Origin of the sequence: Stenotrophomonas ginsengisoli (assembly GCF_001431485.1) — a bacterium.
GTDB lineage: Bacteria > Pseudomonadota > Gammaproteobacteria > Xanthomonadales > Xanthomonadaceae > Stenotrophomonas > Stenotrophomonas ginsengisoli.
In genome coordinates this window covers 86,375-110,710 of sequence record NZ_LDJM01000011.1, presented here as the reverse complement: position 1 = coordinate 110,710, position 24,336 = coordinate 86,375, and the positions used below count along the sequence as shown (strand labels likewise).

The following is a 24,336-nucleotide window of genomic DNA, read 5'->3' as shown; positions in this document are numbered from 1 at the left end:
TTCCCAAGGAGCCCGCCATGGCCAAGGTCCGCATCACCTCCACCGGCACCGATTTCGCCCACAGCGTCAGCAGCGCCAGCGGCCATCAACTGACCAGTGACGAGCCACCGGCCCTGGGCGGTGGCAATGCCGGCATGGCTCCGTTCGAGCTGTATCTGGCCGCGCTGGCCTCGTGCACGGCCATTACCCTGCGCATGTACGCGCAGAAGAAGGGCTGGGAGCTGGGCCGGTTCCACGCCGAGCTGGAGTCCTCGCGCGATGCCGACGGCAACTTCCAGGTGCACCGCACCCTGCATGCCGATGGCCCGCTCGATGATGCCCAGTGGGCGCGCCTGCTGGACGTGGTCGAGCGCACCCCGGTGACCCTGGTGATGAAGCAGGGCGCGGCCATCACCTCCTCGCGCGGCTGATTGCCGCGCTGCACGCCCGGACACTGTCCGGGCAGTGTCCGCGCACTGTCCGCGGACACCCGGCGCCGCCACCACATTGCGCTATCTCCTTGATATTCAAGGGAACAAAAGTTGGCACGCTACGTGCTTTTGATTGGGCATCCGCCATCACCGTCGATGCCCATGATCCGCGATACCGCTGCCCAGGACCAGGTTGTTACCCCGCCACCCCATCACCGCCTCAAGCGCTGGCTGCTGCCCGCCGGCGCGGCCGTGGTGGTGATTGCCGGCATCGCCTGGATGGCCCTGAGCTGGCTGGACAGCAGCGCCTCGGTGGACAGCGCGCGGGTGCGCATCGCCACCGTCAGCCAGGGCGACCTGGTGCGTGACATCGCTGCCGATGGCCGGGTGATCGCGGCCAACAGCCCGGTGCTGTATGCCATTTCCGCCGGCACCGTGGAGCTGAAGGTGGTGGCCGGCGATGTGGTCAGCAAGGGCCAGGAGCTGGCGGTGATCGACAGCCCGGAACTGCGCAGCCGCCTGGTCCAGGAGCAATCCACCCTGGCCGGGCTGCAAGCCCAGGCCAACCGCGCCGAACTCGATGCCCGCCTGGCCCGCGCCAGTGCCGGCAAGCTCACCGACCAGGCCAGCCTGGAACGCCAGTCGGCCGCCCGCGAACTGGAACGCAACCAGCGCGGCTTTGACGGTGGCGCGGTGCCCCAGGTCAACCTGGCCAAGGCCCAGGACGACCTGCGCAAGGCCGAGATCAACCTGCAGCATGCCGGCACCGATGCCCGCCTTCAGTCCCAAGCCGCCAGCCTGGATGCCAGCAATGCGCACCAGCTGGCCCAGCGCCAGCGCGCAGTGGTGGCCGAGGTGCAGCGCCAGGTCGACCTGCTCACCCTGCGCGCACCGTTCGATGGCCAGGTCGGCCAGGTCCAGGTCAGCCAGCACACCCAGGTCCAGGCCAATGCGCCGGTACTCGGGGTGGTGGACCTGAGCCGTTTCGAGGTGGAGGTGCGGGTGCCGGAAAGCTTCGCCCGCGACCTGTCCATCGGCATTCCGGCCCAGCTGACCAGCGGCAACGGCCAGCCCTTCCAGGCCGAGATCGCCGCGGTATCGCCGGAAGTGGTCAATGGCGAGGTCACCGCACGCCTGCGCTTTACCGCCGAACAACCGCCCGGCCTGCGCCAGAGCCAGCGCATGAGTGCACGCATCCTGCTCGATACCCGCAAGGGGGTGATCAAGCTGGAGCGCGGGCCGTTTGTCGAACAGTCCGGCGGCCGCCACGCCTGGGTGATGGAAGGCCGCACCGCCGTGCGCCGGCCGGTCCAGCTCGGGGTCAGCAGCCTGGGCGAAGTCGAAGTACTTTCCGGCCTGCAACCCGGTGACCGCGTGGTGGTCTCCGGTACCGAACAGTTCAACGACGCCGAACGCGTCGCCATCCATTGATGCCACCACGCCCCTCTTCCTACAGGAACATCCTCATGCTCCAGATGCACGCCGTCTCCAAGGTCTTCCGTACCGAGCAGGTCCAGACCCATGCCCTGCGCTCGCTCGACCTGCAGGTCCGCGAGGGCGAGTTCGTTGCCGTCACCGGCCCCTCCGGCTCGGGCAAGACCACCTTCCTCAACATCGCCGGCCTGCTGGAAACCTTCACCTCCGGCCAGTACCTGCTCGATGGCCAGGATGTCAGCCACCTCGGTGATGACGCCCGCTCGCGCCTGCGCAACCAGAAGATCGGCTTCATCTTCCAGGGCTTCAACCTGATTCCGGACCTGAACCTGTTTGACAACGTCGATGTGCCGCTGCGCTATCGCGGCATGGCCGCCGCCGAGCGCAAGCAGCGCATCGAGAAGGCCTTGAGCGATGTCGGCCTGGGCTCGCGCATGAAGCACTACCCGGCCGAGCTGTCCGGTGGCCAGCAGCAGCGTGCGGCCATCGCCCGCGCCCTGGCCGGCAGCCCGCGCCTGCTGCTGGCCGACGAACCGACCGGCAACCTGGATACCGCCATGGCCCGCGGAGTGATGGAACTGCTGGAGCAGATCAATGCCGCCGGCACCACCATCGTGATGGTCACCCATGACCCGGAGCTGGCCGCACGCGCCCAGCGCAACGTGCACATCGTCGACGGTCAGGCCACCGATCTGGTGCGCGAGCCGTCCCTGGTGCGCACCACCTCCCTCCCGGCCTGAGCAGGAAACGGACATGTTCAGCTATTACCTCAAGCTGGCCCTGCGCAGCTTCGGCCGCAACAAGATGCTCACCGCACTGATGGTGCTGGCCATTGCCCTGGGCATCGGCGCGGCGATGACCACCCTGACCGTGTTCAAGGTGCTCTCCGGCGACCCGATCCCGCACAAGAGCGAGCGCCTGTTCTACGTGCAGGTGGATGCCGGCGTGCGCGATGGTTACCAGCCCGGGCAGGAGCCGGAATCCCAGCTCACCCGCTTTGACGCCGAAACCCTGCTGGCCCAGGCCAAGGGCAAGCGCCAGGCCCTGATGACCGGCGGCAGCGGCATCATCGACCCGGCCAGTGCAGTGCTCAAGCCCTTCAACATCGGCATGCGTTACACCAGCACGGACTTCTTCCCGATGTTCGATACGCCCTTCCTGTATGGCCAGGGCTGGAGCGCCGGGGATGACCAGGGCCGCGCCCGGGTGGCGGTGATCAGCCGCCAGCTCAATGACAAGGTGTTCAACGGCAGCAACAGCGTGGGCAAGGACATCCTGGTGGAAGGCCATTCCCTGCGCGTGGTCGGCGTGCTGGACCAGTGGCAGCCCTCACCGCTGTTCTATGACCCGTTCGTGGGCAAGTTCGACCATACCGAAGAGGTGATGCTGCCCTACACCACGGCACTGGACGCCAAGCTGCCGCGCAACGGCAACATGAACTGCTTCGGCCGCGAGATCGTCAACGACCCGATGGCCTTGAACGTGCCCTGCGCCTGGATCCAGTACTGGGTCGAGCTGGATGCGGCCGCCGATGCCCCGGCCTACAAGACCTATCTGGACAACTACTCCGAACAGCAGCGCGCCGCCGGCCGCTTCGAACGCCCGGCCAATACCCGCCTGCGCAATGTCATGCAGCTGCTGGACTACATCAATGCGGTGCCCGGCGATGTGCGCCTGCAGGTCTGGCTGGCCTTCGGCTTTTTGCTGGTGTGCCTGGTCAACACCGTTGGCCTGCTGCTGGCCAAGTTCCTGCGCCGCAGTGGCGAGATCGGTGTGCGCCGCGCCCTGGGCGCCAGCCGCCGCGACATCTTCCTGCAGTGCCTGGTGGAAGCGGGCAGCATCGGCCTGGCCGGCGGCCTGCTCGGCCTGCTGCTGGCCCAGCTGGGACTGTGGGCGGTGCGCCAGCGCCCGGCCGAGTACGCCTCCCTGGCCCATCTGGACGGCAGCATGCTGCTGCTCACCTTTGCCCTGGCCCTGCTGGCCAGCCTGCTGGCCGGGCTGATTCCTGCCTGGCGGGCGATGCAGGTGACCCCGGCCATCCAGCTCAAGAGCCAATGAAGCGAGCAACGAGTGCGCAGCAACGAGCAAAGAGTCTCAAGCGCTGCACTGCTGACCGTTCAAAAAACAATCAAGCAAGAAACGAGTGCCGAGCAACGAGGAAAGAGTCAAGGCGCTGCACTGCCGGCCGGCTTGATTGTCGGCAGATCTGCGCTGCAGGTGCCCCTTGCCGTCCCGTTCAAGAGCCAATGAAGCGAGCAACGCGCACAGAGCAACGTGTTGAAAGCAACACAAATCCACCGTCCTGACTCACTCGATATCCCGCTGCCTCTCGTTCCTCGTTCCTCGTTCCTCGTTCCTCGTTCCTCGTTCCTTGTTCCTTGCTCCTCATTTCCATTCATTCGTTTCACGCTTTCGGAGAGCCCCATGGAAATCCGCCCCATCCTGTCCACGCTGAGCCGGCACAAGACTGCCGCCGCGTTGATCGTGCTGGAGATCGCGCTGAGCTGCGCGATCATCTGCAATGCCTTGTTCATCGTGTCCCAGCGCATGGACACCCTCAACCTGGCCAGTGGCCTGGATGACAACCAGCTGATCGAGATTGCCCTGAGCGGTATCGGCAAGCAGGACAACGCCGATGCCCGCACCGCCCAGGACCTGGCCTCGCTGCGCGCGATCGCCGGGGTGCAGAGCGTGGCCATCACCAACCAGCTGCCGTTCCAGCGTGGCTCGTGGAACACCGGTGTGGCCACCAGCACCGACGCCGACGCGGCGGTGCAGAGCGCGGCCCAGTACATGATCGGCGAGGACACCCTCAAGACGATGGGCCTGCAACTGGTGGCCGGCCGCGACTTCAACGCCGACGAGTACAAGAGCAGCCGCCTGCTGGAAGAAGAGAAGGACCTCAGCGCCCTGCGCAGCCCGCTGATCATCACCAGCGCGCTGGCAGGCAAGCTGTTCCCCGATGGCCAGGCCGTGGGCAAGACGGTGTACATGGCCGACATCCCGCTGACCATCGTCGGTGTGGTGGACACCCTGCTGCGGCCGAACCTGATGGGCAACAACCGGACCTTTTCGGTGCTGCTGCCGATCCGCATGAACTTCAACAACGGCGGCCGCTACCTGATCCGGGTCGGCGACCCGGCACGTCGCGATGAAGTGCTCAAGCAGGCACTGGCCGTGCTGGAGGGCAACGATCCCAACCGTCTGGTATGGCGCCAGCTCACCTATGCCGAAGGCCGTGCCAACTACTTTGCCAATGACCGCGACATGATCGGCATGCTGCTGATGGTCAGCGTGCTGCTGTTGCTGGTCACCGCGCTGGGCATCGTCGGCCTGGCCAGCTTCTGGGTCGGCCAGCGGACCAAGCAGATCGGCATCCGTCGCGCCCTGGGCGCCACCCGCGGGCAGATCCTGCGCTATTTCCTGACCGAGAACTTCCTGCTCACCGGTATCGGCATCGTGCTTGGGATGCTGCTGGCCTACGCACTGAACCACTGGCTGATGCGCACCTACGAGCTGCCGCGCCTGCCGCTGGCCTACCTGCCTGCCGGCGCCCTGGTGCTGTGGCTGCTCGGCCAGGTCGCGGTGTACTGGCCGGCACGCAAGGCCGCAGCGATTGCCCCGGCCGTGGCCACCCGCAGCAATTGAGGACGAACATGCGTACTGCCCTGCTGCGTATTGTCGCCACCCTGCTGCCGGCACTGGCCCTGCCGGCCAGCGCCAGCAGCGCCGGGCCGGCGCCGCTGGAAACGGTCATGGCCACGCTGGACCAGGCGGTGTTTGACAGCTTCAACCGCTGCGCCGATCCAGCCCAACTGGCCCTGCATGCCGCGCATTTCGACCCCCAGGTCGAGTTCTACCACGACACCGGCGGGGTCACCCAGGACCGCCGCGCCATGCTCGACAACACCGCCAGGCACGCCTGCGGCCGTTACACCCGGCAACTGGTGCCCGGCACCCTGCAGGTGCATGCGGTGAAGGATTTCGGTGCCATCACCCAGGGCCAGCACCGCTTCTGCGACATGGAGGGGCAGCACTGCGATGGCCTGGCCGAGTTCGTGATGGTCTGGCAGCAGCGCGGCAGCCAGTGGCAGATCACCCGCGTGCTCAGCTACGGCCACCGCCCCAATCTGCCGGCCGCAGCAGACAAGCCGCCTGCCGGCTGCGATCATCCTTCCCACCTGCCTGTTGCTGCCACTGAGTCGTGATGCCCCGGATCCTGATCATCGATGACAACGCCGCGGTGGCCATGGCCCTGGAAGTGCTGCTGGAACTGCAGCACCTGCACAGTGTCAGTGCCAGCACCCCGGAGCAGGGTCTGGCCCTGCTGGCCAGCTCCCGCTTCGACCTGGTCATCCAGGACATGAACTTCAGCGCCGACACCACCTCCGGGGTGGAAGGCGAGCAACTGTTCGCGCAGATCCGCCAGGCCCATCCGGACCTGCCGGTGATCCTGCTCACCGCCTGGACCCATCTGGACGCAGCGGTGAACCTGGTCAAGGCCGGCGCCGCCGACTACCTGGCCAAGCCCTGGGATGACGCGCGCCTGCTGACCACGGTGAACAACCTGCTGGAGCTGGCCGAAACCCGCAACGAGCTGGCCCGCCGCCAGCACCACGAGCAGCGCGCACGCCAGCAGCTGGCCGAACGCTATGAGCTGGGCACGATGGTGCTGCATGACCCGGCCAGCCTGCGCGTGGTGCAGATGGCCTGCCAGGTGGCGCGCTCGGACCTGCCGGTGCTGGTCACCGGCCCCAACGGCGCCGGCAAGGAAGGCATCGCCAGCATCGTCCACGCCAACAGTGCGCAACGCCGCGGGCCACTGATCACACTCAATTGCGGCGCCCTGCCCGGCGAGCTGATCGAGGCCGAGCTGTTCGGTGCCGAGGCCGGCGCCTATACCGGGGCAAGCAAGGCCCGCGAGGGCAAGTTCGAGGCCGCCGACGGCGGCACCCTGTTCCTGGACGAGATCGGCAACCTGCCGCTGGCCGGGCAGATGAAGCTGCTGCGGGTGCTGGAAACCGGCCGTTTCACCCGACTGGGCTCCAACCGCGAGCGCCAGGTGCATGTGCGTGTGGTCAGCGCCACCAATGCCGACCTGCCGGCGATGATTGCCGATGGGCGTTTCCGCGAGGACCTGTACTACCGTCTCAACACGGTGGAACTGGCCTTGCCGCCACTGGCCGAGCGCCCGGCGGACATCCTGCCGCTGGCACGTCATTTCCTCGATCAGGCGCACCAGCTCGGCGAGGACGCGATCAGTGCGTTGCGCCATTACCCCTGGCCGGGCAACGTGCGCGAGCTGCGCAATGTGATCGCCCGCGCCTGCCTGCTGGCCAGCGCGCCGTTGATCAGCGCGGCCGACCTGGCCCTGCCGCGCAGCACTGCGCCGGCACCGGTGCACAACGGCGAGGAACCGGACCAACGACGCATCGAGCAGGCCCTGCACAACGCTGGCGGGGTGATCAGCCAGGCGGCCAGCGAACTGGGCCTGAGCCGGCAGGCGCTGTACCGGCGCATGGACCGCTTCGGCATCCCCCGGCCATGAGTGCCCGCTCCCTGACCTGGCAGCTGTGCCTGCGCCTGCTCCCGGCCCTGGCCCTGCTGGTGGCCGCCGCGGTGTGGCTGGGCGAGCGCTGGCTGCAGCCGGCCTGGGCGATTCCGACCGCCTTGGTGATGGCGGTGCTGCTGTGGCTGGCCGTGCACCACGCCACCGCGCCACTGCGCTCGCTGATGCGCGCCCTGGCCGGCCTGACTGCCAGCTACTGCGACGGCGAATTCAATGTCAGCGTGCACTGGAACGGCGATGATGAAATCGGCGAACTGGCCCGTGCCCACATGGCCCTGGGGCAGGTCCTGCGTGACCAGCGCCAGGACCTGGTGCAGCGGGAGCTGTTGCTGGACACCATGATCCAGAACACCCCGGTGGCCATGCTGTTGACCAGCCCCGGTGGCGATGGCGCCGACCGCGTGGTGTTTTCCAACCTGGCCGCGCGCAAGCTGCTGCACGGTGGCTGGAAACTGGAAGGGCAGCGCATCGATGCCCTGCTGGCCACCCTGCCGGTGGCCCTGCACGATGCCCTGGCCCGCAGCGGCGACAGCCTGTTTGCGGTGCCCGACGAGGATGACGAGCAGATCTACCACCTGTCGCGGCGACGCTTCCAGATCAACGGCCGCGCCCACGAGCTGACCCTGATCCGCCTGCTCACCAACGAGCTGCGCCGGCAGGAAGTGCACACCTGGAAGAAGGTGATCCGGGTGATCAGCCATGAACTCAACAACGCCCTGGCCCCGATCGCCTCGCTGGCACACTCCGGTGCCGAGCTGGTCCGCCGTGGCAAGGCCGAGCGCCTGCCCGAGGTGCTGGGCATCATCGAGGAACGTGCGCGCCACCTGGAAGGCTTCATCCGTGGCTATGCACGCTTTGCCAAGCTGCCGGCGCCGCAGCTGCAGACCATCCACTGGGCCAGCTTCCTGGAAAACCTGCGCCTGCAGATGCCGTTCGAACACCTGACCGTGGACCCAGAGCTGAGCTCGCGTGCCGATCCGGCCCAGCTGTCCCAGGCTCTGCTCAACCTGGTCAAGAACGCCCATGAAGCCGGCAACGGCAAGCACGTGCAGGTCAGCGTGGAGGTCAGCCGCCAGCAGGACTGGGTACGCATCGCCATCAGCGATGACGGCAGCGGCATGAACGAGGCGGTGCTGCACAACGCCCTGCTGCCGTTCTATTCGACCAAGCGCGACGGCACCGGCCTGGGCCTGGCCCTGACCCGGGAAATCGCCGAGGCCCACGGTGGCCGCATCGCGCTGGCCAACCGCGCCGAAGGCGGCCTGTGCGTAACCCTGATGTTGCCGCTGCAGGGAAGTTGATTATCAAAAAATCCTGCAGATCTTTATTGACCACGGATTGGAACGAATCACCCGCGTTACCCTCATCAAAAAACGCAACCATCAAATTCTTGGATATACCGCTGCAAAAAAGGTATGGTCGACTTTCAGGGAAGGAATATGGGTATGGAAAATGTCTTTCTACGCTCACTCGACCGGGCGCCTTGACAAGCAAGACTGGCAGCCACTGGCCTCACATCTGCTTGCGACTGGAAACCGAGCATCAGCCAATGCCGCGATGTTTGGAGCAAGTGCTCTGGCAGAAGCAACAGGACGCCTCCACGACCTCGGCAAATACACCCATGAGTTCCAGAGACGATTGTCTGGAGACTTTCACAGGGTTGACCATGCCACATGGGGAGCTCGAATCGCCAAGGCACGCTACGGCCCACCGGGCACACTGATCGCCTACGCGATCGCCGGCCACCATGCCGGGTTGGCCAATGGCCAGCATGGCCACGAACGTACACCGCTGAGCGAGCGGCTGTCTGAAGAATATCGGGAGGCATGTCTCCCCAAATTGCTTCCCGACTGGGAAAACGAAATCCCGCTACCGGGAAAGCTTGAATTACCCACTGGGTTCAAACCACTGCGGCCGCGTGTGGGTTTCCAGTTTTCGCTACTGGCGCGAATGATCTTTTCGTGCTTGGTCGATGCCGACTACATCGACACCGAAAATTTCTATCGCCATGTGGAAGGCCGCGGACCACGAGACGAAAACACGGGGCCATCGCTCCAGGTTCTCCGCGACAGGCTGGATGCCCATCTTGCCAGCCTGCCAAAAGAAGGCGGCATCAACCCGCTACGAGCCCGCATCCTCACCCATGTCAGGGCACAAGCGGCTGATGCTCCCGGGTTGTTCACCCTGACCGTGCCTACTGGTGGCGGCAAAACCCTGGCCTCGCTGGCCTTTGCGCTGGACCATGCGCTGGCCCATGGCTTGCGCCGGGTGATCTATGTGGTGCCGTTCACCAGCATCATCGAACAGACCGCCGCGGTGTTCCGCTCCGCCTTCGGTGAGTATGGACAGGAGGCTGTACTGGAGCACCACAGCGCCTACGTCGACGACCCGAACAGTCAGCCGCAGGCCCGCGAGAAGCGTGAGCGTGCCATGGAGAACTGGGATGCGCCGGTAGTCGTCACTACGTCCGTGCAGTTCTTCGAAAGTCTGGCCGCCGACCGTCCTTCGCGTTGCCGCAAGCTGCACAACATCGCTGCCAGCGTGGTGATCCTGGACGAGGCACAGACACTGCCCTTGCCGCTGTTGCGTCCGTGCGTACAGCTGATCGATGAGTTGGCACTCAATTACCGTGCCAGCCTTGTGCTGTGCACCGCCACCCAGCCGGCACTGGGCAAGGTGGATGGTTTCCCGGATGGGCTGGAGAACGTCCGGGAGCTGGCTCCCGATCCCCGGCATCTGTACGAACAGCTCAGGCGCGTTAGCGTGCGTCATGCCGGCGAACTGGACGATGCAGCGCTCACGAAGAAATTGCATGCAAGCGAGCAGGCCTTGTGCATCGTCAACAACAGGCAGCATGCACGCACCTTGTTCCAGTCCATTGCAGACCTGCCCGGTGCTCTCCACTTGACCACCCTGATGCATGCCCGCCATCGCAGCAGGGTGCTGGACAAAGTGCGCTCACACCTGCGGGATGGAGAGCCGTGCCGACTGGTCTCGACAAGCCTGGTGGAAGCCGGTGTCGATGTGTCCTTTCCCACCGTGTTGCGTGCCGAGGCCGGGCTGGATTCCATCGCCCAGGCAGCCGGCCGGTGCAACCGTAATGGAGAGCGTCCAGCACAGGACAGCCAGGTACTGGTCTTTGCCAGTCCCGACTGGAAGCCCCCCCGCGAATTGGAGCAGTTTGCCGGCGCCTTCCGGGCCATCGAACGCCGGCATCGTGATGACCTGCTGGCACTTGAGGCCATAAAGGCCTATTTCCAGGAAATCTACTGGCGCAAGGATGGCAGGCTTGGTGACGATGTCCTGGCCCTTTTCAAGGGCGTCGGCATCGAGGATTTGCCGCTGGAATCACTGGCAGCCCGTTTTCGCATGATCGAGACCCGCATGCGGCCGGTGATCGTTCCCTACGATCCTTTTTCCGATAGCCCGGGAAAGGAAGATCCTGCTGCTGATGAAGCGCTCAAGGACCTGCGGGATGGCAAGCCTGTTTCTGCAGCCGCCAGGAAACTGCAGACTTTCCTGGTACAGGTTCCCGAACAGGCCTACCAGGCACTCTGGCAAGCCGGTGCCATCGAACCGGTGGCACCGGAGCGTTACGGGGAACAGTTTGTCCGTCTGGTCAACGCACGGCTGTACGACCCGCGATTCGGTTTGCACTGGGAAGATCCACACGTGAGGGATGCAGAATCCAACGTCTGGTGATTGGCAAGGACCGAAGTAGATCCCGTCTCATCCTGTGAGACGAGGACACATCAATAATCTTCTGGAACGAAATTCTTGGAGGATGCATGGCTTACGGCATAAAACTCCACGTATGGGGTGAACGGGCGCTTTTCACTCGGCCCGAAATGAAAGTCGAGCGCGTTTCCTACGATGTCATCACGCCGTCGGCCGCACGGGGCATCCTGGAAGCCATCCACTGGAAACCGGCAATCCGCTGGGTGGTGGACAGCATCCAGGTCTTGAACCCCATTCGGTTCGAATCGATCCGCAGGAACGAGGTGGGTGGAAAACTGTCCGCCACAACTGTCAGCAAGGCCATCAAGGCCGGCCGCGTTGATGGCGTGGTGACCTGTGTGGAGGATGACCGTCAACAACGTGCTGCCACGGTGCTGCGTGATGTGGGATACGTCATCACCGCGCATTTCGAGCTGAGCGACAAGGCCGGCACGGACGACAGCATCGGCAAGCATCTGGACATCTTCAACCGTCGGGCGCGTCGCGGGCAGTGCTTCCATATGCCGTGCCTGGGAACACGCGAGTTTCCTGCCAACTTCGCTCTGGTCGAAGAGGGGGGGCATCAAGCACCACCACCCGATCCGGCACTGGCAGGAGAACGCGATCTTGGCTGGATGCTGCACGACATCGACTTCGCCGCCGGCATGACCCCACGTTTCTTCCGGGCACAGATGGTCGATGGCCTGATCACCGTACCGCCGTTTTCCAGTGGGGAGGTCAGGCAATGATTCTTTCCGCCCTGTTCGACTACTACCAGCGCCTGAGCGATGAGGAAGACTCCGGCATCGCCCGGCCCGGTTACAGCCAGGAGAAGATCAGCTTCTGCATCGAGCTGGATGGGTCCGGTGACGTGGTCGATGTGATCGACCTGCGTGATGTCTCAGGAAAGAAGCCGCTGCCACGAGCGCTCGATGTTCCCCAGCCTGAAAAACGGACAGCCGGCATCAAATCCAATTTCCTCTGGGACAAGACCAGCTATGTCCTGGGTGTGAGCGCCAGCAGCAAGCGATCCGCGCAGGAGCATGAAGCCTTCAAGGCCTTGCATCGCGACGCGCTGAAGGGCTTTGAAGACGCCGGACTGCAGGCACTGTTGTCATTCCTGGACAAGTGGACACCGGAAAACTTCACAGACAGCGTGCTTTTTTCCCGCCATAGCGATGCCATCCAGGATGCCAACGTCGTATTCCGTCTGACAGGCGAGCAACACTTCCTGCATGAGCGTCCAGTCGCACGTGATGTCTGGCAGCAGCAACAAACAACTGGCACTTCCGAAAATCAAGGAATGTGTCTTGTTACCGGACAGCAGGCACCCCTTGCACGCCTGCATCCGGCCATCAAGGGCGTGAATGGCGCACAGAGTTCCGGGGCGTCCATAGTTTCGTTCAACCTGGATGCCTTTTCTTCCTATGGAAAAAGCCAAGGAGGGAATGCCCCGGTCTCCGAACAGGCGGCCTTTGCCTACACCACCGCACTCAACCACCTGTTGCGCCGCAGTGATGACAACCGGCAACGCCTGCAGCTGGGTGATACCACGGTGGTGTTCTGGGCTCAGGGAAAGAATGCGACCGCTGCCGAGGATTTCGTTGCGCTTTTCCTCGGCACTGCTGAAGGCCTGGATGACATGCAGGCCACCCGTCGGCTTGGTGATGCGCTGGAACATGTGCGCAAGTTACGGCCACTGCGGGAACTGGATGCGCGCCTTGATGACGACACCGCCATTTTCATCCTTGGCATTGCACCCAATGCTTCACGCCTGTCGATCCGGTTCTGGGAAACCGCATCACTGGGCCGGTTCGCCCAGCGCCTGTGCGATCACTACCACGACCTTCAGCTGACCCCCTTGCCCTGGAACCGGCCGCCGTCACCTCAGTTCCTGGCACTGCAGACGGCCCCGGTGTATGGCGAAAAGGGCAAACCCAAGGCAGAGGACATTTCACCCTTGCTCGCTGGCGAACTGGCCCGCGCCGTCCTTGCCGGCACCCGCTATCCCCGCAGTCTGCTTGGAAACATCGTCATGCGCTTCCGCGCCGATGGCCAGATCCGGCCACTGCGTGTGGCGCTGTGCAAGGCCGTGCTGGCCCGCGATGCGCGCCTGGCAAGGAAGCAAGACCCAACATCGACAAAGGAGGGACCACCCGTGAGTCTTGATACAGGCAATACCGATCCCGGCTACCTGCTGGGACGGCTGTTCTCTTCGTTGGAAAACCTGCAACGTGCTGCTCTCGGCTCGCAGGTCAATGCCACCATCCGTGACCGCTACTACGGCGCTGCCTCGGCAACACCGGCCAGCATTTTCCCGGTGCTGCTGCGCAATGCACAAAATCATCTGGGAAAACTGCGCAAGGACAGGCCAGGTCATGCCGTGAACATTGAAAAAGAAATCGGTCTGATCATCGATGCATTGCCTGCCCAGTTCCCACGAAGCCTTCCGATCGAGGAACAGGGCAGGTTTGCCATCGGCTACTACCACCAGACCCAGTCGCGCTTTGCCCCAACCTCAGAAAGCAACGCCGAACAAACCGACCCGTCTGAATCCGAAGGAGAAGCTGCATGAGTGCCATCGCCCACCGCTACGAATTCGTCTACCTGTTCGATGTCACCAATGGCAATCCGAACGGCGACCCGGATGCAGGCAACCTCCCCCGCCTTGACCCGGAAACAAACAAGGGTCTGGTCACCGATGTGGCGATCAAGCGCAAGATCCGCAACTACGTGGCACTGGAAAAGGAGGACGCACCAGGCTACGCGATCTACATGCAGGAACGTTCTGTCCTCAACAACCAGCACAAGCTGGCCTACCAGGCGATCAAGGTGGAACCGGAAGCCAAGAAGCTGCCCAAGGAGGAAGCCAAGGCACGGGAACTCACTGCCTGGATGTGCACGAACTTCTTCGATGTGCGCACCTTCGGCGCGGTGATGACCACCGAAGTCAATGCCGGCCAGGTACGCGGCCCGGTACAGCTGGCTTTTGCCACATCGATCGAGCCGGTCCTGCCAATGGAAGTGGCCATTACCCGTGTGGCCGTGACCAACGAAAAGGACGTGGAGAAGGAGCGCACGATGGGTCGCAAGCACATCCTCCCCTACGGTCTGTACCGCATGCATGGGTTCGTTTCAGCCAAGCTGGCCGAACGCACCGGCTTTTCCGAGGATGACCTGCAGCTGCTTTGGCGGGCGCTGACCAACCTGTTCGAACACGACCATTCAGCGGCCCGTGGCGAAATGTCCGCACGCAAGCTCATCGTGTTCAAGCACGACAATCCGATGGGCAACGCACCGGCGCATGTCTTGTTCGACAAGGTAAAAGTGAGCCGTGCAGATGGCCTCGACAATGGTCCTGCACGCAGATTCTCCGACTATGTCGTACAGATCGACAACAACCTTCCTGCTGGTGTGTCGGTCACCGAGCTCTTCTGATCAAACAGCGAGTGGTGCCATGGATGATGTGGATCTGATTCCGATTTCCTCCCTCCAGCACTACCTTTATTGCCCACGTCAATGTGCGCTCATCCATATCGAACAACAGTGGGCTGAGAACCGGCAGACGGCCGAAGGCCGTCTGCTGCACCAGCGAGCCGATATGCCGCAGTCGGAAAAGCGCCGGGGCGTGCGCACCATCACCGCCATGCCCTTGCTCTGCGAGAGATTGGGGGTGACCGGCAAGGCGGATGTCGTTGAGTTCCTACGTGAAGGTCAAGGCGATGAGGAACGGGCCTTTCCTGTCGAGTACAAGCGTGGTCGCCCAAAGTCCCACCGTGCCGACGAGGTCCAACTCTGTGCACAAGCCATGTGCCTGGAGGCAATGCTGGGACAGCCTGTACCTTCTGGCGCATTGTTCTACGGAAAAACCCGACGCCGCAAGGATGTCCAATTCGACACGACACTGCGCCAGCTGACGCATGAAACAATCCTTGCCACCAGGGCGATGCTTGCCTCAGGCCAGACACCCACGGCCCGTTATGAATCGCATCGTTGCGATGCCTGCTCGTTGATCGACATCTGCCAACCACGCCTCCTTGGACAACCCGGTGTCCAAGCCTGGCTGTACCAGCAACTGCAGGAGGAGTGAGATGCGACGTCAACTCAACACACTCTATGTCACCACCGAAGGTGCCTGGTTGCGCAAGGAGGGTGCCAACATCGTGATGGAGGTGGACCGCCAGGAACGGGCAAGAGTCCCCGCGCACATGCTTGAAGGCCTGGTCTGCATCGGCCGTTCAAGCATTTCACCGCAACTGCTTGGCTTCTGCTCCGAGCAGGGCATCTGCATCAGCTATCTGACGCCACAAGGTCGCTTTCTTGCACGAGTAGAAGGGCCGGTTTCAGGCAACGTGCTGTTGCGGCGTGCTCAGTATCGTGCCACTGATGACATGAGCCGTTGCGGTGCCATCGTCCGCAACGTGCTGATCGGCAAGATCCACAACCAGCATGCCGTGCTTGCTCGCGGCTGGCGTGACCACAGTGGAAAAATAGGAAACACTGACGCTTTTCAACATAGCCTGAAAAGACTCAAGCGCATTCCCCACCGCATCATGACCGAAACGGATCTCGATACGCTACGAGGTCTGGAGGGAGAAGCTGCGCAAGCCTATTTTGGCGTTTTCGATCAACTGATCCTGGTGGATTCACCGACATTGCGCTTTTCTGGAAGAAGCCGCAGACCACCGCTTGACGCCTTCAATGCGCTGCTTTCCTTCCTCTACACCCTGCTGACACACGATTGCCGATCAGCACTGGAGAGTGTTGGCCTCGACCCAGCAGTCGGCTTCCTGCACCGCGACCGTCCTGGCCGACCAAGTCTGGCTCTGGATCTGGTTGAAGAGTTTCGCCCACTACTGGGAGAGCGCCTGGCGTTGTCACTGATCAACCGTCGCCAGTTGAACGAAAAAGACTTCACACACTTCGAAAACGGCGCAGTCCAACTGAAGGACGATGCACGCAAGACCGTTCTGGTTGCCTACCAGGAGAGGAAGCGTGAGCAAATGCAGCATCCTTTCCTTGGTGAGAAGGTCGACATCGGCCTGCTTCCATTTGTCCAGGCACAGCTGTTGGCCCGCCATTTGCGCGGCGATCTTGATGGATATCCACCATTCCTGTGGAAATGACCTGGAGACTGCACCATGATGGTTCTGGTCACCTACGACGTCAGCACGTCATCTGCCGGCGGCAGCAAGCGTCTTCGCCAGGTGGCAAAGGCATGCCGGGATCTGGGCCAGCGCGTGCAATACTCCGTGTTCGAGATCGAGGTCGATCCCGCCCAGTGGGTCGAATTGCGCCAACGTTTGTGCGACTTGATTGATCCTACGGTAGACAGCCTGCGGTTCTATCAGCTTGGGTCCCGTTGGGAAGGCCATGTCGAACACATCGGCGCCAAGCCTGTCCTCGACATGAAAGGCCCCCTCATCTTCTGACGCGAACCCCAAGCGACCGCCGTCTTTGCGGGAGGTTCGCACTTTTCCAACAGATTGATTTCAAATCGAAAGTTGTCCCTTCCCGCCATGTAGGCCTGTGGCTTCCACGCGGCACGGTCGCATTCGCGAAATTCAGCTGATTGGCTCAACAGTACCAAGCAGTTATCTTCATGGAGTCGCGCCCCACGCGGGCGCGTGGATTGAAACTTGGGCATTGCCGACCGTTGCGATTGTGCTCTGCGTCGCGCCCCACGCGGGCGCGTGGATTGAAACTCGCTGGAGATGACCGACTCGGCCATCTACAACCGGTCGCGCCCCACGCGGGCGCGTGGATTGAAACCATGCTCGTCGCAAGGCGCGCAGGAAGATCACAGTCGCGCCCCACGCGGGCGCGTGGATTGAAACCCGTTCGATGCGGCGTTTGCCACCGATGCGGCGAGTCGCGCCCCACGCGGGCGCGTGGATTGAAACTACAGTTCCACCGCTACCTGAGGCCCGCACATGCAGTCGCGCCCCACGCGGGCGCGTGGATTGAAACCACCAGGGGCCAGCCCAGGTTACCGCCGATGGAGTCGCGCCCCACGCGGGCGCGTGGATTGAAACGTCCCTGGTGCAGCAGTGCGCCACGGAAATCTATGTCGCGCCCCACGCGGGCGCGTGGATTGAAACCTGTTCGAGGCCGTGGGCCGCGATGCGGTGGTGGAGTCGCGCCCCACGCGGGCGCGTGGATTGAAACATGCCAGGCCCCCCGCGTATGCGGTCATGTGTCGTCGCGCCCCACGCGGGCGCGTGGATTGAAACTGGATGCTGACGGTGGTGCCGCCCTGGCCGCCAAGTCGCGCCCCACGCGGGCGCGTGGATTGAAACATCGACATACAGGCCGCAATTGCCTTGCTCTTTCAGTCGCGCCCCACGCGGGCGCGTGGATTGAAACGGCCCAATGCTGCGACACAGATAAGGCAAGCCATGGTCGCGCCCCACGCGGGCGCGTGGATTGAAACCAGCAACTGGCCGTTGAGCTGCTGGAGCATGTAGGTCGCGCCCCACGCGGGCGCGTGGATTGAAACCAGTCCATGACGCTGACGGTGGGTTCGTTCCAGAGTCGCGCCCCACGCGGGCGCGTGGATTGAAACTGGAAGCCGTCCACCGAAATGCCGGCCTCGGTCGTCGCGCCCCACGCGGGCGCGTGGATTGAAACAAGACCATGGTTGTAAATGGCCAAGCGCTGCTGCAGGTCGCGCCCCACGCGGGCGCGTGGATTGAAACTTTGACGATCAGGCCCGCAACCTGTTCCTGGGCCGTCGCGCCCCACGCGGGCGCGTGGATTGAAACCGTTTCCAAGTGCACACGCCACAAACGTTGCGCCAGGTCGCGCCCCACGCGGGCGCGTGGATTGAAACATGCCAGGCCCCCCACGTACGCCGTCATATAGCCGTCGCGCCCCACGCGGGCGCGTGGATTGAAACAGCGCATACCCGCCGTCCTTGTCCCAGCCGCTGGGTCGCGCCCCACGCGGGCGCGTGGATTGAAACGCTTTTCCTGTTTGCCCGTAGGTCGTTTGTGGTGTGTCGCGCCCCACGCGGGCGCGTGGATTGAAACATGGCCAACGCACGTCAGGCCAAGGTGGATTGCAAGGTCGCGCCCCACGCGGGCGCGTGGATTGAAACTGCTGCCGTGATCCCCATGCGCTTGGCCAGCGCGTCGCGCCCCACGCGGGCGCGTGGATTGAAACTCTATCACCCTTCGACTGATGACGGCCTGACATGGTCGCGCCCCACGCGGGCGCGTGGATTGAAACTCATAGTGTCGCTCCAGGGTAAGGGCCTGCTCTAGTCGCGCCCCACGCGGGCGCGTGGATTGAAACCACGACGTGGCCAAGGCCTACATGGATGCCGACGGTCGCGCCCCACGCGGGCGCGTGGATTGAAACTTCGATGAGTACATGAAGCTCTACGGGGAATATGGTCGCGCCCCACGCGGGCGCGTGGATTGAAACAGCGTGACCGTGCCGCTGATGATCGTGCCGGTGGTCGCGCCCCACGCGGGCGCGTGGATTGAAACTGCACCGAAGAGCTGAAGACCCTGCCGATCACGCGTCGCGCCCCACGCGGGCGCGTGGATTGAAACACGGCTGCCCAGTCCTCGCTGTTGTCTGCCGGCCGTCGCGCCCCACGCGGGCGCGTGGATTGAAACCTTGCGCACGCGGAAATACGGCAGCCCGGTGCGCGTCGCGCCCCACGCGGGCGCGTGGATTGAAACTGCAGTAAGCCGAGACATAGACGCATGACCAAGGTCGCGCCCCACGCGGGCGCGTGGATTGAAACTTCGCAGTGGCCGACGCCATCACCGGCACCCCAGGTCGCGCCCCACGCGGGCGCGTGGATTGAAACGCTGGCATGGTGATGCGGCAGCTCAAGCCTGGCAGTCGCGCCCCACGCGGGCGCGTGGATTGAAACTATGACCACCCGATCAGCGAGGAGGGCGCGATAAGGTCGCGCCCCACGCGGGCGCGTGGATTGAAACATCCATACCGCGCCGCCCTGGCGTTCCGTGCTGAAGTCGCGCCCCACGCGGGCGCGTGGATTGAAACCCGTGAAACATCAACCACGCGCCCGGCTGTGCCGGTCGCGCCCCACGCGGGCGCGTGGATTGAAACTTAAAAGAGCTTGCCTGTAATTCTGCCGGCTTGGCGTCGCGCCCCACGCGGGCGCGTGGATTGAAACATGTATGGCCCATCTACGCGCGACCGCGCCGCCATGTCGCGCCCCACGCGGGCGCGTGGATTGAAACAGGGAGGACTCCGCCTGCCAGTTAGCCACCACAGCGTCGCGCCCCACGCGGGCGCGTGGATTGAAACAACCTGTATCGCGACAACCGCAACCTGGGTCTGATGGTCGCGCCCCACGCGGGCGCGTGGATTGAAACCAACACCAGCGCGCACCGAAGCGGTGAGGCGGTGGGTCGCGCCCCACGCGGGCGCGTGGATTGAAACGCTTATTCCGATACTCGAGCCGAACTTCGTCCAGCCGTCGCGCCCCACGCGGGCGCGTGGATTGAAACCTGACCCTCGAGCTGGTTTACCACGGCACCACCGGTCGCGCCCCACGCGGGCGCGTGGATTGAAACGAGTGGGCGGACACCTACCTCGGCCAGATCTGGCGTCGCGCCCCACGCGGGCGCGTGGATTGAAACATCGTTTCTGGCCCGATCTGGCGGGCTAGGCCCGTCGCGCCCCACGCGGGCGCGTGGATTGAAACTCGCAGGATGATAGCAACGTCTGCTGCGGTCATCGTCGCGCCCCACGCGGGCGCGTGGATTGAAACTCTGGATGGCGGGCAGACTTGGATTGATAGCCAGGTCGCGCCCCACGCGGGCGCGTGGATTGAAACATGCCGGTACTGTGCGAGCACGCAGCTCCCGTCGAGTCGCGCCCCACGCGGGCGCGTGGATTGAAACAGGACTGCGAAGCGACCCACGGTCACACCGTCAGGTCGCGCCCCACGCGGGCGCGTGGATTGAAACTGGCAATCCCGCCACAATCTGCGCAGCGCCCCGGCGTCGCGCCCCACGCGGGCGCGTGGATTGAAACGACCGACAGGCCCAGTGCGGCAGCCAAGGTGCCGGGTCGCGCCCCACGCGGGCGCGTGGATTGAAACTCGAACTGGCCTTCGCTGTTGACGATGCTCATGTGTCGCGCCCCACGCGGGCGCGTGGATTGAAACCGCCACGCGCCGGCCGACAAGGCCGATCGGCTGAGTCGCGCCCCACGCGGGCGCGTGGATTGAAACATCGTTGCGGCTTGGGAACAGGCCGCAGCTGCGAACGTCGCGCCCCACGCGGGCGCGTGGATTGAAACTGCACTGCTGCCCAAGCCAATCTACCTGACCTGTCGCGCCCCACGCGGGCGCGTGGATTGAAACAATATATGCGGCCGCATCCGCTTTGGCTTTGGCTGTCGCGCCCCACGCGGGCGCGTGGATTGAAACAGCTCATCGCCAAACGACAGCACCGGAAGCTCGGGGAGTCGCGCCCCACGCGGGCGCGTGGATTGAAACTTGTAGCCGATGCCATCGCGCAGCAGGCCCTTGAGTCGCGCCCCACGCGGGCGCGTGGATTGAAACTTATATATGAGGACACCCTGATGGCTGCAGCAAGTCGCGCCCCACGCGGGCGCGTGGATTGAAACATTATTTAAGCCCCAAGCATTGCGCCGCGTAGGCCGTCGTGCCCCACGCGGGCGCGTGGATTGAAACCTGGTATCCGCACGGCATGTTGTCGATGGTTTTGGTCGCGCCCCACGCGGGCGCGTGGATTGAAACCAGTTCGGCGTCCTCGGCGGCCTTCTTCGCGGCTTGTCGCGCCCCACGCGGGCGCGTGGATTGAAACTCCACCGTGGTGGCGATGTTCAGGCGCGCCTGAGGTCGCGCCCCACGCGGGCGCGTGGATTGAAACATAGGTGCGACGGGCGCCGATGCGCACGGCCATGGTCGCGCCCCACGCGGGCGCGTGGATTGAAACATGAACTTGCGCGCATCAAGCGCCTGCGCCTCGGTGTCGCGCCCCACGCGGGCGCGTGGATTGAAACTGCTACCCGCCGGCGGTGATGCAGGCGCTGCAGTGGTCGCGCCCCACGCGGGCGCGTGGATTGAAACTTCGACGCCAAGTTGCCTATCGGACAGCTGCGCGTCGCGCCCCACGCGGGCGCGTGGATTGAAACTTGACCACGCCCTGCTGCGGGAAGCTGCCGCGCATGTCGCGCCCCACGCGGGCGCGTGGATTGAAACAGGGCGAGGAGTTCCTACTGGACGCTGGCGCCCGGTCGCGCCCCACGCGGGCGCGTGGATTGAAACTGAGCACCACCACGATCATCACCGAGCATGGCGCGGTCGCGCCCCACGCGGGCGCGTGGATTGAAACCGGTATCCGATTGCAGGACGACGTTTGCCGCCTTGTCGCGCCCCACGCGGGCGCGTGGATTGAAACGATTTCCTGGTGTGGAACGACGTCCTGAGTCGCTGTCGCGCCCCACGCGGGCGCGTGGATTGAAACCAGATGTGCGACAGAAGGGACTTCTCCCGGTTTGGTCGCGCCCCACGCGGGCGCGTGGATTGAAACCCGTGGTGGAGCGGTGACCGCTCGGCTGAGGAGAGTCGCGCCCCACGCGGGCGCGTGGATTGAAACCGCTACCTCATCGGCCGGCCAGCCTGACATGAAGGGGCGCGCCCCACGCGGGCGCGTGGATTGAAACTTCATTACCTGCGACGTGACGCGCCAGCGCGTGGTGTCGCGCCCCACGCGGGCGCGTGGATTGAAACACTTGCCGGCCTTGCCGCTGATGGACTTCTGCGGAAGTCGCGCCCCACGCGGGCGCGTGGATTGAAACACGATTCAGCATTTTGACCACCCAGGCGCGCGGCGGGTCGCGCCCCACGCGGGCGCGTGGATTGAAACTGCAGCCAGGCAGTCAGCTCATAGGTGTCTGAGTGTCGCGCCCCACGCGGGCGCGTGGATTGAAACGACCAGCGCAACATGGTTACCCTCAATCCCACGCAGTCGCGCCCCACGCGGGCGCGTGGATTGAAACTTCTGCCGGGTGCTGGTGCTGTACTGCTCGACCGGTCGCGCCCCACGCGGGCGCGTGGATTGAAACTGCATGGCGATGCGGTCGGCCTGCTCACGCGCTAAGTCGCGCCCCACGCGGGCGCGCAACTTGACACCGTTATCACTGGGTAAGGGAACTCACCAATCGTTGGGCATGAGCCTCGCGGCCAGCCGCAAGAAACAACAACGCCGGCCTTTGCCGGCGTCGTTGATTACAGCGTTGCACCGCATAAACGGGGGAGGGCTTATTCCACCGTCACGCTCTTGGCCAGGTTGCGCGGCTTGTCCACGTCGGTGCCACGGGCCAGGGCCGCGTGGTAAGCCAGCATCTGCACCGGAATGGTGTGCACGATCGGGCTGAGCACGCCGACATTGCGCGGGGTGCGGATCACATGCACGCCTTCGGAGGCGCTGAAATTGCTGTCCTGGTCGGCGAACACGAACAGCTCGCCACCACGCGCACGCACTTCCTGCATGTTGGATTTGACCTTCTCCAGCAGGCTGTCGTTGGGAGCGATCACCACCACCGGCATCGCCTCGTCCACCAGGGCCAGGGGGCCGTGCTTGAGCTCGCCGGCCGGGTAGGCCTCGGCGTGGATGTAGGTGATTTCCTTGAGCTTGAGCGCACCTTCCAGGGCGATCGGGTAATGCAGGCCACGGCCCAGGAACAGGGCATTGGCCTTGGTCGCAAAGCGCTCGGCCCAGGCGGCGATCTGCGGCTCCAGGTTCAGCGCGTGCTGCACGCTGCCCGGCAGCTGGCGCAGCTGCTCCAGGTAGTCGACTTCCTGTTCGGCGTTGACCTTGCCATGCAGCTTGCCCAGCACCACGGTGAGCTGGAACAGGGCCGCCAGCTGGGTGGTGAAGGCCTTGGTCGAGGCCACGCCGATCTCGGCACCGGCACGGGTGTAGCAGACCAACTCGCTGGCGCGCGGGATAGCACTTTCCTGCACATTGCAGATGGACAGGGTGTGGGTGTGGCCCAGCGACTTGGCGTACTTGAGCGCCTCCATCGTGTCCAGGGTTTCACCGGACTGGGAGATGGTCACCACCAGATGACGCGGGTCAGCGAAGGCCTGGCGGTAACGGTACTCGCTGGCAATTTCCACATCGCACGGCAGGCCGGCAATGGACTCGATCCAGTACTTGGCGGTGGAGCCGGCGTAGTAGCTGGTGCCGCAGGCCAGGATCTTGATCCCGGTGATGCCGCTCAGCACAGCCTCGGCGTTGGCGCCAAACAGGCTGGCATCGAAACTGCCGGCATTGATCACCGCATCGATGGTGTCGGCCAGGGCACGCGGCTGCTCGTGGATTTCCTTCTGCATGAAGTGGCGGTAAGGACCCAGCTCCAGCGAGGCCAGCGACACATCGGACAGGTGCTGCTCGCGTTGCACCGGCGCATTGTCCTCACCAAACACCTGCACCCCATCACGGGTCAGTTCGGCGGTATCGCCCTCTTCCAGGAAGATCACCCGACGGGTGGCCTGGATGATGGCCGACACGTCCGAGGCCACGAAATTCTCGCCCTCGCCCAGACCCACCAGCAGCGGGCAGCCCATGCGGGCCACGACCAGACGCTCCGGCTCGGCGGCACTGATCACTGCCAGCGCATAGGCACCGGTCAGCTCCTTGACCGCCGCCTGCAGCGCGGCCAGCACATCGGCACTGCCATGGGACAGGTGGTGGTGGATCAGGTGGGCGATGACCTCGGTGTCGGTCTGCGACTCGAACACATAGCCCAGACCACGCAGGCGCTCGCGCTGCTCTTCGTGGTTTTCGATGATGCCGTTGTGGACCAGGCTGACGCCCTGGCTGATGTGCGGGTGGGCATTGGCCTCGGTGACTCCACCGTGGGTGGCCCAACGGGTATGGCCGATGCCGAGCTGGCCGGCCACACCCTTCTCCAGGGCCGCGGCCTCCATTTCCGCCACACGGCCGATACGACGGACACGGCGCACTTCCACGCCATTGAGCACTGCGATGCCCGAGGAGTCATAGCCGCGGTATTCCAGACGCTTCAGGCCCTCGACCAGGACCGGGACCACATCGCGACCGGCAATCGCACCGACAATTCCGCACATAGGGAAGTTCATCCAGTTACTGAAGCGACCATTCTAGCCAGCCGCAGCGATAATTGGATGTACGGCGCCCAGCGAACCGTGCAGGTCAGTACTGG

16 protein-coding genes and 1 CRISPR repeat array are annotated in these 24,336 nt (G+C 64.1%); of the genes, 15 read left to right on the top strand and 1 reads right to left on the bottom strand.

Translation table 11 applies throughout. The annotated features are described in order from the left end of the window. Window positions 1-17 precede the first annotated feature (17 nt). The 15 genes from ABB30_RS04535 (at window position 18) to cas2 (ending at window position 16,562) form a co-directional block, all read left to right on the top strand. Window positions 18-410 carry an OsmC family protein gene (locus tag ABB30_RS04535; RefSeq protein WP_057637123.1) on the top strand — a complete coding sequence of 131 codons (393 nt, stop codon included), beginning with the start codon at window positions 18-20 and terminating at the stop codon, window positions 408-410. Window positions 411-572: 162 nt separating this feature from the next. Then, entirely contained in the window at window positions 573-1,841 is a 1,269-nt protein-coding gene (locus ABB30_RS04530; protein WP_057637122.1) for an efflux RND transporter periplasmic adaptor subunit, read from the top strand. Between the two features lie 35 nt (window positions 1,842-1,876). After that, window positions 1,877-2,584, top strand: coding sequence for an ABC transporter ATP-binding protein (locus tag ABB30_RS04525; RefSeq protein ID WP_057637121.1), 708 nt, complete (start codon window positions 1,877-1,879; stop codon window positions 2,582-2,584). A 13-nt stretch (window positions 2,585-2,597) separates the two neighbouring features. Then, a complete protein-coding gene (locus tag ABB30_RS04520) occupies window positions 2,598-3,902 on the top strand; it encodes an ABC transporter permease (RefSeq protein WP_057637120.1) in 1,305 nt (434 codons plus the stop codon). A 366-nt stretch (window positions 3,903-4,268) separates the two neighbouring features. Next, window positions 4,269-5,492, top strand: a complete 1,224-nt coding sequence (locus ABB30_RS04515; protein ID WP_057637119.1) for an ABC transporter permease — start codon at window positions 4,269-4,271, stop codon at window positions 5,490-5,492. A gap of 8 nt (window positions 5,493-5,500) precedes the next feature. Then, window positions 5,501-6,052: a nuclear transport factor 2 family protein gene (locus ABB30_RS04510; protein ID WP_083489685.1), complete on the top strand. Its 552-nt coding sequence runs from the start codon at window positions 5,501-5,503 to the stop codon at window positions 6,050-6,052. Next, window positions 6,052-7,392 carry a sigma-54-dependent transcriptional regulator gene (locus ABB30_RS04505; RefSeq protein ID WP_057637118.1) on the top strand — a complete coding sequence of 447 codons (1,341 nt, stop codon included), beginning with the start codon at window positions 6,052-6,054 and terminating at the stop codon, window positions 7,390-7,392. The genes ABB30_RS04510 and ABB30_RS04505 overlap by 1 nt, the downstream gene beginning before the upstream one ends. Then, window positions 7,389-8,714 carry a sensor histidine kinase gene (locus ABB30_RS04500; RefSeq protein WP_057637117.1) on the top strand — a complete coding sequence of 442 codons (1,326 nt, stop codon included), beginning with the start codon at window positions 7,389-7,391 and terminating at the stop codon, window positions 8,712-8,714. Before ABB30_RS04505 ends, ABB30_RS04500 begins: the two co-directional genes overlap by 4 nt. Before the next feature lie 151 nt (window positions 8,715-8,865). Then, window positions 8,866-11,115, top strand: a complete 2,250-nt coding sequence (locus ABB30_RS04495) for a CRISPR-associated endonuclease Cas3'' (protein ID WP_057637116.1) — start codon at window positions 8,866-8,868, stop codon at window positions 11,113-11,115. 86 nt (window positions 11,116-11,201) lie between these two features. Next, window positions 11,202-11,879, top strand: a complete 678-nt coding sequence (gene cas5c, locus ABB30_RS04490) for a type I-C CRISPR-associated protein Cas5c (RefSeq protein ID WP_057637115.1) — start codon at window positions 11,202-11,204, stop codon at window positions 11,877-11,879. Continuing rightward, window positions 11,876-13,705, top strand: coding sequence for a type I-C CRISPR-associated protein Cas8c/Csd1 (gene cas8c / locus ABB30_RS04485; protein WP_057637114.1), 1,830 nt, complete (start codon window positions 11,876-11,878; stop codon window positions 13,703-13,705). The genes cas5c and cas8c overlap by 4 nt, the downstream gene beginning before the upstream one ends. After that, window positions 13,702-14,568: a type I-C CRISPR-associated protein Cas7/Csd2 gene (gene cas7c, locus ABB30_RS04480; RefSeq protein WP_057637113.1), complete on the top strand. Its 867-nt coding sequence runs from the start codon at window positions 13,702-13,704 to the stop codon at window positions 14,566-14,568. The genes cas8c and cas7c overlap by 4 nt, the downstream gene beginning before the upstream one ends. Before the next feature lie 19 nt (window positions 14,569-14,587). Then, complete coding sequence (gene cas4 / locus ABB30_RS04475) at window positions 14,588-15,220, top strand: CRISPR-associated protein Cas4 (RefSeq protein ID WP_057637112.1); 633 nt, start codon at window positions 14,588-14,590, stop codon at window positions 15,218-15,220. Window position 15,221: 1 nt separating this feature from the next. Beyond that, window positions 15,222-16,256, top strand: a complete 1,035-nt coding sequence (gene cas1c, locus ABB30_RS15645; protein ID WP_083489684.1) for a type I-C CRISPR-associated endonuclease Cas1c — start codon at window positions 15,222-15,224, stop codon at window positions 16,254-16,256. Window positions 16,257-16,271: 15 nt separating this feature from the next. Then, entirely contained in the window at window positions 16,272-16,562 is a 291-nt protein-coding gene (gene cas2, locus ABB30_RS04465; protein WP_057637110.1) for a CRISPR-associated endonuclease Cas2, read from the top strand. Between the two features lie 175 nt (window positions 16,563-16,737). Continuing rightward, window positions 16,738-22,279: direct repeats of the CRISPR family, unit length 32 nt; unit sequence GTCGCGCCCCACGCGGGCGCGTGGATTGAAAC. A gap of 129 nt (window positions 22,280-22,408) precedes the next feature. Here the strand turns inward: cas2 and glmS are convergent. Next, window positions 22,409-24,241 carry a glutamine--fructose-6-phosphate transaminase (isomerizing) gene (gene glmS / locus ABB30_RS04460; RefSeq protein ID WP_057637109.1) on the bottom strand — a complete coding sequence of 611 codons (1,833 nt, stop codon included), beginning with the start codon at window positions 24,239-24,241 and terminating at the stop codon, window positions 22,409-22,411. Window positions 24,242-24,336 lie beyond the last annotated feature (95 nt).

What these genes read in the sequence shown, in the direction of transcription:
- ABB30_RS04535 (WP_057637123.1), top strand. Translation starts at nt 18, where the DNA reads ATGGCCAAGGTCCGCATCACCTCCACCGGCACCGATTTCGCCCACAGC.
- ABB30_RS04530 (WP_057637122.1), top strand. Translation starts at nt 573, where the DNA reads ATGATCCGCGATACCGCTGCCCAGGACCAGGTTGTTACCCCGCCACCC.
- ABB30_RS04525 (WP_057637121.1), top strand. Translation starts at nt 1,877, where the DNA reads ATGCTCCAGATGCACGCCGTCTCCAAGGTCTTCCGTACCGAGCAGGTC.
- ABB30_RS04520 (WP_057637120.1), top strand. Translation starts at nt 2,598, where the DNA reads ATGTTCAGCTATTACCTCAAGCTGGCCCTGCGCAGCTTCGGCCGCAAC.
- ABB30_RS04515 (WP_057637119.1), top strand. Translation starts at nt 4,269, where the DNA reads ATGGAAATCCGCCCCATCCTGTCCACGCTGAGCCGGCACAAGACTGCC.
- ABB30_RS04510 (WP_083489685.1), top strand. Translation starts at nt 5,501, where the DNA reads ATGCGTACTGCCCTGCTGCGTATTGTCGCCACCCTGCTGCCGGCACTG.
- ABB30_RS04505 (WP_057637118.1), top strand. Translation starts at nt 6,052, where the DNA reads ATGCCCCGGATCCTGATCATCGATGACAACGCCGCGGTGGCCATGGCC.
- ABB30_RS04500 (WP_057637117.1), top strand. Translation starts at nt 7,389, where the DNA reads ATGAGTGCCCGCTCCCTGACCTGGCAGCTGTGCCTGCGCCTGCTCCCG.
- ABB30_RS04495 (WP_057637116.1), top strand. Translation starts at nt 8,866, where the DNA reads ATGTCTTTCTACGCTCACTCGACCGGGCGCCTTGACAAGCAAGACTGG.
- cas5c (WP_057637115.1), top strand. Translation starts at nt 11,202, where the DNA reads ATGGCTTACGGCATAAAACTCCACGTATGGGGTGAACGGGCGCTTTTC.
- cas8c (WP_057637114.1), top strand. Translation starts at nt 11,876, where the DNA reads ATGATTCTTTCCGCCCTGTTCGACTACTACCAGCGCCTGAGCGATGAG.
- cas7c (WP_057637113.1), top strand. Translation starts at nt 13,702, where the DNA reads ATGAGTGCCATCGCCCACCGCTACGAATTCGTCTACCTGTTCGATGTC.
- cas4 (WP_057637112.1), top strand. Translation starts at nt 14,588, where the DNA reads ATGGATGATGTGGATCTGATTCCGATTTCCTCCCTCCAGCACTACCTT.
- cas1c (WP_083489684.1), top strand. Translation starts at nt 15,222, where the DNA reads ATGCGACGTCAACTCAACACACTCTATGTCACCACCGAAGGTGCCTGG.
- cas2 (WP_057637110.1), top strand. Translation starts at nt 16,272, where the DNA reads ATGATGGTTCTGGTCACCTACGACGTCAGCACGTCATCTGCCGGCGGC.
- glmS (WP_057637109.1), bottom strand. Translation starts at nt 24,241, where the DNA reads ATGTGCGGAATTGTCGGTGCGATTGCCGGTCGCGATGTGGTCCCGGTC.